Here is a 12,553-nt window from a genome sequence, read left to right on the forward strand (position 1 = left end):
GGTTTAAAGCTCGCTTAACTACAAGGAAGATAAGAGAACACAGGGCTGATTCTTATGGAAAAACAACTCGAAAGTGAATCTTATGTGGCTTCAGCGGTAAATCCAGCCATAGTCAGTCAACAAAATGACTCTCATGAAGGTAGCCATATTATTTACTTCAGGCCTAGGACTGAAGAAAACCATGACCTTCCAGATTTAGAAAATGTTCGCGTTCTAAATAACCATGTTCTCGCTGCAACAGATTCACAAAGCGCCAAGCAATTGATGGCTTCTAAGCGATTTCAACTGGGCATTGCTGCTTGTCACTTTCTCGACGATAAAGTACTTCAAGAACTCAAAGATATATTGTCCTACGACGAAAATATTCTTTGGATTCTGCTTCTACCTAAGCCCTTTATAGATAACCCTCAAATCGCATCTTTAATTAGTCATTATTGTTTTGATTATCACACCTATCCTGTTGAAATTGAAAGACTTGGTATCATTCTAGGTCATGCGTTAGGTATGACTAAACTGAGAAACAAAACACTCACATCAGCCTTCAAAAAAGACAACAAATGCCTTATTGGTGAAAGCCCTGTCTTTAAGGAAATTCTTCTTAAGTGTTCTAAAGCTGCAAGAGTTGAAGCACCTGCTTTGCTAATAGGTGAAAGCGGTACAGGGAAAGAATTATTCGCAAAATATATTCACGAATATTCAGATCGAAGTGATAAACCATTTATCGCAGTGAATTGCGCAGCCCTACCGGCAACTCTTATACAGTCGGAACTTTTTGGACATGAAAAAGGTGCATTTACAGGTGCAGATTCAAGGCGTATAGGCCGATTTGAAGAAGCACATGACAGTACAATATTTTTAGATGAAATTGGTGATTTACCTCTAGATATGCAAGTTATTTTGTTGCGTTTTCTTGAGACTAAAACCATAGAACGCCTAGGAAGCACCAAAACAATTCATGCCAATGCTCGGGTCATTGCAGCCACGCATGTCAATCTTGAAGAGGCTGTGAAAGAAGGACGATTTAGAGAAGACTTATATTACCGCCTAAATGTCCTACCACTCGATGTACCTAACCTTCAATCCAGAGGTTCAGAAGATATACAGCGAATAGCGAATTATTATTTAGAGCGATATACCAAAGAAAATGACTTAAAGAAAAAGAAATTTAGTTCAGCTGCTCTGAAGTTGATGGGTCAAAACCACTGGTCAGGTAACATCCGTGAACTAATAAATCGGGTATGTAATGCCGCTATTATGTCTGACAGCATGATAATTACGGCCAAGGATATGGGGCTAGATAGAAGAGAAGATGAACGCCGTCTCATGCCACTAGAAGAAGCAAAAAGCAGGGCTGAAAAAGCTGCAATTCTTAATGCATTAAGGCACGCTAACAATAACGTGACCGTTGCTGCATCTATATTAGAGACTTCACGTTCATCTTTATATCGGTTACTCGAAAAGCACCAGATATTAAATAACTAGCTTTTACTTACCAAGGTAAGACTTCACCGTTTGAATGCCAGAATGTTCCTGTATTTTCGAGATTAAGCTCTTCAATACGCTGAGAAAGCCTTTCCGCAGCCTGATCTGGTGTTATATCGCCTACTCCGCCAATCATTTCTGTTCCGACTAGTCCAGGGTGCAAGATCGCAACGGCTACACCTCTTGGTTCCAGATCGCGTGCTAAGGACATACCCGCGATATTCAGAGCTGCTTTCGACATGCGGTAACCATATCGACCGCCGCTGGTATTATCAGTGATAGATCCCATACGACTTGTAATTAGCGCTACTTTTGCTGAATTTGATAAATTATCTAGTAACGTCTCCGTTACCAATAAAGGCGCTAATGCATTGGTTTCAAATTGATCGCGAATGGTTTCGACATTCAAATTGCCAAGAATCTCATTACGTAAAATACCGGCATTGTTAATCAGCAGATCAATTTTGATGCCCGTTAAAGCCGTTTTTAACTTCTCTAAACCTTCATTCTTTGCAACATCAACTTCACCAATGACTTCAACACCTAGCTGTTTCAGCTCAGGAGAACAAGTACGGCACGCAGCAAAAACCTTATATCCCTTAGATTTGTATAACGCGCTGAAAGACAAACCTATACCGCGGCTAGCACCTGTAATTACGACTGTTTTTGACATAAAAGATCCCTAAGAATAGATGTTGTATTACATGAAGTTAGCATCATGTAAGTAACTTTGGAGAATAAACTACAACAGAATAATGAAGGATGTATACGTTATTCTCTGGGGTATAAATACTGATTTGCCAATCGATCGTATTCACCGTCTTTTTTTAACTGGTCTAATGCACTCTGCCATTCAGCGATCTCCTCATCAGGAGTCTGTTTTGAAAAAGCGATATAACCTTCACTTCGATATAAAACGATTGGCGTCTTTTTGATGATTTTTTCTGAAACACCGCTGGTTTTGAAAACATTCGATACCTCGTGCAGTGAAACAGGCGTGTAATCGACCCGCCCTTCAGCAAGCAGTCTGAAACAGCTGTTGTAGCTATTAGCCACTAAGATCAACACAGGAGTCTCAGCTTTTAGGATTCTCTCGTGCCTGCTGCCCCGCAGTACACAAACTCTAACCTCTTCTGTAAATTCTAGATAAGAAGTAAGTTGCTTGGGGTAGCTGGTATTTTTAAAGAACTGAACACTATCTGATTGTAATGGACCAACCCACTTAAACTGGTTCTCACGTTCTTCATTTCGGCTTATATTGAAGATTGCATAGTTAGGTCCCTGTTTTACGAGATCAACACCTCTTAAAAAAGGTACTTCAACAGGCTCGAAACGTAGCTTTCTAACGTCAGACATTGCTCTAACTAATTCAAGGTTAAATGCTCGACGACCTGCGTGCTCGATACCTCTAATTTCACCTGAGTAATCTTTAAATACTGACTTTTTGAGGTTGTGCGTTAAAAACTGAGTGTTGTTTCTAGCATCATTAGAATCTGCATACAGGTAGTTACAAGCAACGCAAAATAAGCCTAAGGCCCACCCTAATCTCATTAAACCACCCCGATTTTCAAATCTAATACGCGTGATACTTAATAGTTTAGACAAGAGTTAATGTTTAAGAGTCGTAATAACCAATTGATTATCGTGAATATATAAAGTGCTTCGGTTAATATCGCTATGAGCATAAATTAAGGAATAGATTATGGCGCAAGTTGGACCACTGATAGATACACTCAAACGAGAACTTAAAGCTCAAGGTAAAACCTACCTAGATGTCGCCGAAATTCTTGATTTAAGTGAAGCGTCAGTAAAGCGGCTTTTTGCTGAAAAAAACTTTACCCTCACTCGGCTAGAAGCTATCTGCGACATGCTTAATATCGAGCTATCTGAGCTTGTACAGAAGATGAGTAAAGACCAGTGCCAGCTGGCTCAATTGACCAGAGACCAAGAAAAAGAGATCGCGAATGATCTGATTTTGTTATTGATAACAGTCAGCGTGATCAGTGGAATGACGTTCTCTGACATCCTTAATGCTTATGACATTCCAGAAACAGAATGCATTCAAAAACTAGCTAAGCTAGATCGCCTTAAGATTATCGATCTACTGCCCGGGAACCGCGTAAAGCTTTTAGTTGCCCCTAATTTCCATTGGCTACCTAATGGCCCAATTCAGCAGTTTTTCCAAGAAAAGGTCGAACAAGACTTCTTTAGCTCTCGTTTTGATAAAGCCAATGAAAAGCTGATCGTGACTAATGCCATCCTGACCGATAGCTCCAACGCACGTCTGCAAAAGAAAATGGAGCGTCTCGCAGCAGAATTTAACGAATTAATGCAGGAAGATCACTCGGCCCCGCAACAGAAAAAAAGTGGTACGACCATGGTGCTAGCCATCCGCCAATGGCAATACTCGCTATTTAAAAAGATCTCTAAATAGTAATAGTCTTGCTTGGTATTTGCCTACCAAGTTAAACCAAAGCACTGCCTTCACTGGTTACCGTTAGCTTCCCTTCTTCTGAGAAAGAGAGCTCAACTGACGGGTACTGTCGATTATCACCCAGCAGATAACTGTATTTGTCGATAATGGCTTCTATCTCAGCTTGTGAATTGGCTTTATCCATCTCTTGTCGGAATGGCTCCAGCTCTTTGAAAGCCGCAAGGTGTGATGCTAAAGCATTAACAGTGCTTAGCTCTTTAGCGATAGCTGGTTCTTCTTTCAGGGCTTGTTTAAGCTGATCGGCATAAGGGTAATCAGCGGGCAAAACTATCTGCCCTTTACCGTCATAATTGATCGATTCAGGTGCTTCTGGAATGTTGTGACGGGATAAGAAATCAGGAAACACCTTTGAAAGGTGATTCTGCAAAGCCCTCACGTTCTGCTCATTTGGCAGCAATAAGCCCTCAATATCGAAAATATCCCCTTCATGGGCAGGCTTTGCTTGGAAGTAAGTGTCTAAATCGTACTCTTTATCACCTTTTGCAGTGCTGAGAGTATAAACAGACTCAGATTTGTTTAGCTGTTTTGCTTCTTCCGTTAAGAACACTGTATTGCCGCTGACAGAGGCTGATCGGCCAGAGTTTGCCAGAGCTGCACTTTGTCCTGTGTGATTCTGATTTGTGCCAATTAAGCTAGAAGTCTGATAATTACTGGAGATATACATATATAACTGCGCCTATGTTAATCCATTAAAACAAGGAATCTATGTTCTGATTGGATAGTCAGCAATCTTCGGGCCAGTTCATAAATAGGTTGGTATTATATTTTGATACTCATAGCTGTTTAATTTAAAACCTATTTCAATTTCATTTTAACAAGCGCCTAAACATCACAATCTTGCTCCCATCAACAGATGAGGAACAAGCGATGAAACACACAACACCTAATCTAAAACGCAGCAGCCTATACACAGCTATAGCGTTGGGCAGCGCTCTTTTAATTAGCCCATACACTAATGCCGCAGGACTCTTAAAACCGAGCAATGCAGGGTATGAAGAGCTAAAAATCAAAGAACATCATGTCGATGTTGTGATTGAAGATATGTACGCAACCACAACAGTTGAGCAGGTTTTTCATAACCCTAACGCTACTGATCTAGAAGCTATTTACTCCTTCCCAGTTCCAGATAAAGCGGTTGTAGGTGAATTTAGCTATTGGATTGATGGCCAACCTGTTACAGGTGAAGTCGTAGAGAAACAGCGTGCCCGACAGATCTACGAGCAGGAAAAACAAAAGGGAAATGAAACTGCCATCGTAGAGAAAGACCAATACAAAACGTTTGATATCTCTGTCTTTCCTGTAAAGGCTAATCAAGAAGTTAAAATCAAGTTGGTCTATCTCCAAAATACCCAGACCGATACTGGAATTGGTCGATACGTATACCCTCTTGAAGATGGTGGCGTTGATGAGCAAAAACTGAGCTTTTGGGATCGCAACGAAACGGTAGATGAGAAATTCTCTTTTGATGTGAAGCTAAGAACCAGTTATCCCGTTGATGGTTTAAGAATGCCTAAACACCCTAATGCATCTTTCCAACAACTTAATGCCTACGAATGGCAAGCTAGTTTGATCAATTCAGCTAACCACCTGACGCAACAGCAGCTAGATCTGGAGCAAGCACAATTATCCGAACAGTATGAAACTCAAAACTCAGAAACTCCTATCAATAGCAGTGTGACGACCCTAGATAAAGATATATTGCTGTACTGGCGTCATGCTGAAAACCTACCCGCAAGCGTGGATATGCTAGCGTATAAAGAAGTCAATTCAAGCAAAGGTACATATAAACTGACGTTAACGCCGGGTAACGACCTCCCTGTAATGACTCAAGGTCGTGACTGGGTGTTTGTACTTGATATCTCCGGTTCTATGCACGGGAAATTCTCATCTCTGATCGAGGGTATTCGAAGCGGCTTAACACAGTTAAACCCAAATGATCGGTTTAAGATCGTATTGTTTAACAATCGAGCTCAGAGTTTTACTCAGGGCTACCTGCATGCTGATCAACAAACGATCAAAGAAACATTACAACGTCTAGATCAGGTACAACCAAGTAGCGGTACAAATCTATATGCAGGGCTTAAGACAGGGATTAATCAACTTGATTCGGATAGAAGTACTGCAGTAGTTCTTGTTACTGATGGCGTTGCCAATGTAGGTACAACCGAAAAGAGTAAATTCCTAGATCTACTAGAGCAGCATGATGCACGCCTATTTACTTTTATTATGGGTAACAGCGCTAACCGTCCTCTTTTAGAAGAGATGACACGCGTATCCAATGGCTTTGCTCTACAGATTTCAAACTCTGACGATATTAGTGGTCAGCTCCAGATAGCTAAAGGCAAGATGGCTCATGCTTCTATGCGAGACATTCAGATAGAGATTGATGGTGTAAGAAGCAAAGAGCTGGTTAAACCGCGCCTTGCTAATACCCTTTACCACGGTCAACAGCTGACTCTGTTTGGACACTATTACAAACCAGGCAAGGCAGAAGTGAAGCTGATCGGCACAATCAACGGTGAAAAGAAAACCTACAAGACCAGCTTTAATCTACCTGAAGTTGCAACTGACAACCCTGAATTGGAGCGTTTATGGGCATATGCAGCCATTGAAGAGCTACAAGCTGAGATGGACTACCTAGGCTCTGACAAAGATGCAGAGCAAGCGATTGTTGATACCGCTTTGGAATATGGCTTGGTAACTGACTACACATCAATGATCATCGTCAGGGATGAGGTATTTAAAGCGATGAATATTGAGCACTCGAATCAAAAACGCGTTGAGAAAGAACAGACCGCGCGTAAAAACCGAGCACAACAAGCGATAACCGCTCAGCAGAATCGTGTAGATACTCAGCAACCGATGTTTGTTGATAAATCACAAGGCCAGGGTAAGAGCCAAACTAGGCCGAGTGTTTCATCAACACGCTCTGGTTCAGGTGGCGGTGCCGTATCCCCTTGGTTAGTTATCTTTATCGCTGTAACCATTGCACTTGTACAGATTCGTCGCTTTAAGCGTTAAAACGAGCTGAAATAATGATGAATGTGTTCACTTCAATCGCAACTGCCCTTCGGGGCGGTTGTGACTTTCGTCACGCTCTTGACGATAAGGAACAGCCAACAAAAAATCCGCTAATCACCTTATCTATAATCGTCAGTGTCTTGAGTATCGGATTACTAAGTTCTAGCTTTCCTATGCTTTCTTGGCTTTGCTTTGATTACGCCCTAATTACGGAGCAACAACAGTACTGGCGCTTAATTACAGCCCATCTTGTACATAGCTCAACAGAGCACCTTTTTTGGGACCTGTTAACCTTTGCAGCCGCAGGAGTGTATTTAGAGAAACGTAACCAAAAGCTATTTATATATGGATTGCTGTTAAGCCTAATTACCCTATCCATCTATCTGCTATTACCACTGACCGATATAGCGCGATACAGTGGCCTATCAGGGATCCTCTACACTGTTATCTGTTTAGCAGCATGGCAATGGTTCAGAGAGGAAAAAGGCTTTATCGCTTGGCTACCGTTGATAGCGATCGCTGTTAAAACGGTTACTGAGATATTTATGCAGGACACAGTCTTTGTAACTGAAGGATGGGAGGTTTTTAGTGAAGCACATCTCGTTGGGGCTGGTACTGCATTACTGCTAGGCTTTTATCAGGCTGTAAGTAGTGCTGATTTGAAACCTTTCTCATGTCTTTAAAAAATAAAAAGCGCTATTAAGAAGCCTTAATAGCGCTTTGATTTATATAGGTTTTTAGCTATCCTGATTGTTTGCCAAGAAGAACCAAGTATCGAGAACAGAATCAGGGTTCAAAGATACTGTGCTAATTCCTTGCTCCATCAACCAGCGAGCTAGATCTGGATGATCGGATGGGCCTTGGCCGCAAATACCGATGTACTTGCCCTGCTTCTTACATGCAGAAATCGCCATTGAAAGTAGTTTCTTAACGGCCTCATCTCGCTCATCAAATAGGTGTGCTATCACACCAGAGTCCCGATCCAAGCCTAGCGTTAACTGAGTTAAATCGTTAGAGCCAATAGAGAAGCCATCAAAGTGTTCTAGGAACTCGTCAGCAAGCAGTGCGTTGGATGGGATCTCACACATCATGATTACACGTAAACCGTTCTGACCACGTTTCAGTCCGTTAGCAGCTAGCAGATCTACAACCTGTTTCGCTTCACCTGGAGTACGTACAAACGGGATCATTACTTCGACGTTTGTAAGCTGCATCTCATCACGTACGCGCTTAAGTGCACGACATTCGAGTTCGAAGCAGTCACGGAAGTTTTCAGAGATGTATCGCGCAGCGCCACGGAAACCAAGCATTGGGTTTTCTTCACTTGGTTCAAACGCATCACCGCCGATTAGATGACCGTATTCGTTCGACTTAAAGTCAGACATACGAACGATCACTTTCTTTGGATAGAAAGCAGCGGCAAGTGTAGAAATACCTTCAACCAGCCGATCAACATAGAAATCGACAGGGCTGTTGTAACCTGAAATACGACGAGAGATCGTCTGCTGCAATGCGGGTGGCTGCTGATCGAAATTGATCAATGCTTTAGGGTGTACACCGATCATGCGGTTAATAATGAATTCAAGGCGCGCTAGACCAACACCTGCGTTTGGTAGAGCCTGGAAATCAAATGCACGATCAGGATTACCCACGTTCATCATGATTTCGAAAGGTAGATCAGGCATCGATTCTACGCTGTTGGACTGGTGTTCATAATCTAGTTTGCCAGCATAAACTCGACCCGTATCACCCTCGGCACAAGAAACTGTAACGAGTTGACCGTCAACAAACTGATCCGTTGCGTCACCACAACCCACGATCGCTGGAATACCTAATTCACGGGCAATAATGGCAGCATGGCACGTTCGACCACCGCGGTTTGTGACTATAGCCGCAGCACGCTTCATTACAGGCTCCCAATCAGGGTCTGTCATATCAGTAACTAGCACTTCACCCGGCTGTACTTTTTCCATTTCATTTATGTCATGGACGATACGTACATTACCAGAGCCAATTCTGTGACCGATAGAGCGGCCTTCAACGAGTACTTGGCTAGTTTCTTTAAGCAGATAACGCTCAATCACCGCCTGATTACTGCGGCTCTTAACAGTTTCAGGACGTGCCTGAACGACAAATAGCTCGCCTGTATCGCCATCTTTGGCCCACTCAATATCCATTGGGCGACCATAGTGGTTTTCGATCTCAATGGCGATCTTTGCTAATTGCTGAACATCGTTATCATCGATGGAGAACTGTTGGCGCTCAGACTGATCGACTTGAACAGTGGATACAGGATTGTCTGAACCCGGCTCAGAGTAGACCATCTTGATCGCTTTAGAACCGATCGTTTTACGAATAATTGCTGGTGCACCCATTTTTAGGGTTGGCTTATATACGTAAAACTCATCTGGGTTAACCGCGCCTTGTACAACGGTTTCACCTAAGCCGTATGCAGAAGTAATAAAAACTACGTGGTTAAATCCAGACTCTGTATCCAACGTAAACATGACACCGGAAGAGCCAGTTTCACTGCGAACCATGCGCTGGATACCCGCAGAAAGCGCAACTTCACTGTGCTCAAAACCATGGTGTACACGGTAAGAGATCGCACGATCGTTATAAAGAGAAGCGAACACTTCTTTGATGGCGTGCTTAACATTGGCAAGACCGCGGACGTTTAAGAATGTTTCCTGCTGACCAGCAAAAGAAGCATCCGGAAGGTCTTCAGCCGTTGCAGAAGAACGAACCGCCACAGCAATATCTTGGTTGTCAGCAGACATATCAGCCCAGTACGCTTCGATCGCTTGATCTAGTTCTGGCTGGAATTCAGCTTCCATGATCCAATCACGTACCGTCTTACCGGTCTCTTTTAATGCTTGGATATCATTAGTATCAAGCTCTTTAAGCTTGGCGTTAATCTTATCTTCTAGACCGCCGTGAGTTAGGAAGTCACGATAGGCATCAGCCGTAGTTGCAAAACCATTCGGCACTTTTACATTCGCGCCAGTTAGTTCTTGTAACATTTCGCCAAGAGAAGCGTTTTTACCACCTACTCTTTCTACGTCATTCATTCCTACCTGATCTAGGCGCAGTACATAGTTCTGCAACTGTATATCTCCTACTCTGGTGTATAGTTATTACTTGTAATAATGATCAAATCTTACTGCACTCAGCAGCAAAAATCCCCTGAAAAAAGCGCATATATGGTGGATTATTTTGATGACAATCAGACTATTGATGAAATCATAACCAGACTTTGAAATATGAGTATATTTCAGAGCCACAACCCTGCTCCACATCTGGTATAGTCAGCCATATATTTTTGTTGCAGATTGTAAGTAGACAATGAAACGAACAGCTTTTTTTATTTCAGACGGAACAGGTCTTACCTCAGAAGCATTGGGGCATAGTTTGCTTGCTCAGTTTGATAGCATTGAATTCGAACAGATTACGCTTCCCTACATAGATAACGTTGAAAAGGCTCGCGAGGCCGTCCAGAAAATTAACCAAGTTGCCGAACAACATGGCACTCGCCCTCTAATCTTTGATACGGTTGTTAATGAAGAAATTCGGAATATTATCGCCGAATCAAATGCCTTCAAGATCGATGTTTTTTCCAGCTTCCTTAAGCCTTTGGAGAATGAGCTTGACGTCCACTCAAATTATTCTGTAGGTAAATCCCACGGTATCGTTGAGCGCACTCGCTACAAAGACCGAATCGATTCCGTAAATTTTGCAATCGATAACGATGACGGTGCGCGTACACGTCAATACGCCAATGCGGATATCATCCTTGTAGGTGTATCCCGCTGCGGTAAGACACCGACGTGCCTATATATGGCGATGCAATTTGGTATCCGTGCAGCAAACTACCCTCTGACCGAAGAAGATATGGAGTTCAATCGTCTTCCAGAAGTGCTAGAGGAGCACAAGCATAAGCTCTATGGTCTGACTATTGATCCATTTCAACTATCAGCGATACGTCACGAACGCCGCCCGAATAGCCGTTATGCCTCACTAGATCAGTGTGATTTCGAAGTACGTGAAGTTGAGCGACTGTTTAAGAAGCTAAACATCTCCACGATCAACACCACCAACTTCTCGATTGAAGAGATCTCAACACGAATCATGGCTCAAGCAGGCCTTGAACGACGAATGAACTAAAAAAGCAAAAAGGAGTCATTCGGCTCCTTTTTTACCTTGAATAGCCAGTGCTATCAGTGTGCTGCAGCCATCTTAGCCGCCATTTCTCTGAATTTTTCAGCCTGTTGCGCTTTGCCCGGCATCGCTTCTAGCGCATCAGCCATCAACTCATAAGCCTGAACTTTACCTTCATACTGAGGAAAATCACGATGAAGACCATTCAGTAACTTAATTGTTAACTTGTGCTTTCCTGCTTCAAAACAGTGTTTAGCAATCTCATGACGAGTCGATGGATCTTTTAGCTTGAAGCCAGGATCATATTGATAAACGCGTTGGATCAAAACCGGAATTAATGATGCCTGATTAGACTGCTTAAGGCACTCAAGATAAGCTGGCATGAAGGTACTTGTATCATCTGCATTTTGAATAGCACAGAGGTAATCAAAATATCGGTTAAAGATATCCAATTCTTTAGGGAACCGTTTTATACCCTCTTTAAATTCGTATGAGACATCCTCAAAGCGCCCCTCTTTCGTCAACACCTCGACCTTGTCCATAAAATGCAGTTTGTCAGTACGGATCTGCATCTCATCTTCATCAAACCGGCTAGCAAAGCCTAAAGCTCGTTGCTTCTGGAACAATAGGTAGCCCATCAGATGAAAGATCACGATTAGATAGTAATAAGAGGTAATGCTTTCCAATATATTTGAAAAGAAATAGAAATCTGAAAAAAGCTGATTGAGCGTCGCAACCGATGCAATCATGATCAGCAAAAAAGCAAGCAATATGAGATAGGATCGACCTAATTTGCACACCAATTTAACCAACTCAATTGGGTTGATCGCCGCGCCTATACTTTCAAAACGCGCATAGTTAATAAAAACTGCTGGAAGTGAAAATAACCAAAACATAGCAAAGGAAGTCGTGACGAAATCACCAAACGTCTTCGAAACTGCCAGCATCATCAACCCAATGGCTAAAAAAATGGCAATGATATGAATGATCATTTTTACGCCGCCACTATAAGCTTCAGTAACCATAGGGGCTCTCATACTGCCATCAGCAGTTTGCTGTAAACAAAGGAAACTAAATTTGGTCGTTACCCCAGCAACCAAAACAGAAAGAATAAAACCAATCAAACCGCCAATAAATGCGCCTACGGCTGAAAGTACTGATGCACCCAAAATCAGCATCAATACTTGGGTATTCATCGGATACCGGAATGCCAGATCCAACCTGCGCCAAAAAGGCTCAATATTAGCCCCCGCACCTAAGCTGTCTAATTTTTCACCACAACGAACACAACGAATATCTTCCTCTGTTTCATCGACACAACTATCACATACACTAAGATGACACGCATTACAGTGATAAGTAGAGGCTTTTAAAGGGTGGTATTTACAATGATCCATA

Annotated in this window: 10 protein-coding genes; 5 read left to right on the forward strand and 5 right to left on the reverse strand. The window is 42.4% G+C overall.

The window, feature by feature from the left end; translation table 11 throughout:
* Positions 1-54 precede the first annotated feature (54 nt).
* Complete coding sequence (locus tag ACMXYT_RS08140) at positions 55-1,482, forward strand: sigma 54-interacting transcriptional regulator (RefSeq protein ID WP_415898272.1); 1,428 nt, start codon at positions 55-57, stop codon at positions 1,480-1,482.
* Between the two features lie 7 nt (positions 1,483-1,489).
* Here the strand turns inward: ACMXYT_RS08140 and ACMXYT_RS08145 are convergent, their stop codons facing one another.
* Both ACMXYT_RS08145 and ACMXYT_RS08150 read right to left on the reverse strand, forming a co-directional pair.
* Positions 1,490-2,155 (reverse strand): SDR family oxidoreductase, encoded by a 666-nt coding sequence (locus tag ACMXYT_RS08145; RefSeq protein ID WP_415898273.1) that lies wholly within the window; start codon positions 2,153-2,155, stop codon positions 1,490-1,492.
* Positions 2,156-2,253: 98 nt separating this feature from the next.
* Positions 2,254-3,033 (reverse strand): substrate-binding periplasmic protein, encoded by a 780-nt coding sequence (locus ACMXYT_RS08150; protein ID WP_415898274.1) that lies wholly within the window; start codon positions 3,031-3,033, stop codon positions 2,254-2,256.
* Between the two features lie 151 nt (positions 3,034-3,184).
* Here ACMXYT_RS08150 and ACMXYT_RS08155 point away from each other — a divergent pair, with 151 nt between their 5' ends.
* Positions 3,185-3,916, forward strand: a complete 732-nt coding sequence (locus ACMXYT_RS08155; RefSeq protein ID WP_415911277.1) for a helix-turn-helix domain-containing protein — start codon at positions 3,185-3,187, stop codon at positions 3,914-3,916.
* A gap of 31 nt (positions 3,917-3,947) precedes the next feature.
* Here the strand turns inward: ACMXYT_RS08155 and ACMXYT_RS08160 are convergent, their stop codons facing one another.
* On the reverse strand, positions 3,948-4,640 hold the full coding sequence (locus tag ACMXYT_RS08160) for a hypothetical protein (RefSeq protein ID WP_415911278.1): 693 nt from the start codon (positions 4,638-4,640) through the stop codon (positions 3,948-3,950).
* Positions 4,641-4,843: 203 nt separating this feature from the next.
* Here ACMXYT_RS08160 and ACMXYT_RS08165 point away from each other — a divergent pair, with 203 nt between their 5' ends.
* Together ACMXYT_RS08165 and rrtA are read left to right on the forward strand one after the other, a co-directional pair.
* The gene (locus ACMXYT_RS08165) at positions 4,844-6,997 is read left to right on the forward strand and encodes a VIT and vWA domain-containing protein (protein WP_415911279.1); all 2,154 of its coding nucleotides are present in this window, start codon (positions 4,844-4,846) and stop codon (positions 6,995-6,997) included.
* A gap of 14 nt (positions 6,998-7,011) precedes the next feature.
* A complete protein-coding gene (gene rrtA / locus ACMXYT_RS08170; protein WP_415911280.1) occupies positions 7,012-7,680 on the forward strand; it encodes a rhombosortase in 669 nt (222 codons plus the stop codon).
* A gap of 54 nt (positions 7,681-7,734) precedes the next feature.
* On the opposite strand, the gene ppsA is transcribed toward rrtA, so the two are convergent.
* Complete coding sequence (ppsA, locus tag ACMXYT_RS08175) at positions 7,735-10,104, reverse strand: phosphoenolpyruvate synthase (protein ID WP_415911281.1); 2,370 nt, start codon at positions 10,102-10,104, stop codon at positions 7,735-7,737.
* Positions 10,105-10,342: 238 nt separating this feature from the next.
* Here ppsA and ACMXYT_RS08180 point away from each other — a divergent pair, with 238 nt between their 5' ends.
* Positions 10,343-11,161 carry a pyruvate, water dikinase regulatory protein gene (locus ACMXYT_RS08180; protein ID WP_415911282.1) on the forward strand — a complete coding sequence of 273 codons (819 nt, stop codon included), beginning with the start codon at positions 10,343-10,345 and terminating at the stop codon, positions 11,159-11,161.
* A gap of 53 nt (positions 11,162-11,214) precedes the next feature.
* Here the strand turns inward: ACMXYT_RS08180 and ACMXYT_RS08185 are convergent, their stop codons facing one another.
* The gene (locus ACMXYT_RS08185; protein ID WP_415911283.1) at positions 11,215-12,552 is read right to left on the reverse strand and encodes a hypothetical protein; all 1,338 of its coding nucleotides are present in this window, start codon (positions 12,550-12,552) and stop codon (positions 11,215-11,217) included.
* Position 12,553 lies beyond the last annotated feature (1 nt).

The organism is Neptuniibacter sp. QD37_11 (genome assembly GCF_047778105.1).
In the GTDB taxonomy this organism is placed as follows: domain Bacteria; phylum Pseudomonadota; class Gammaproteobacteria; order Pseudomonadales; family Balneatricaceae; genus Neptuniibacter.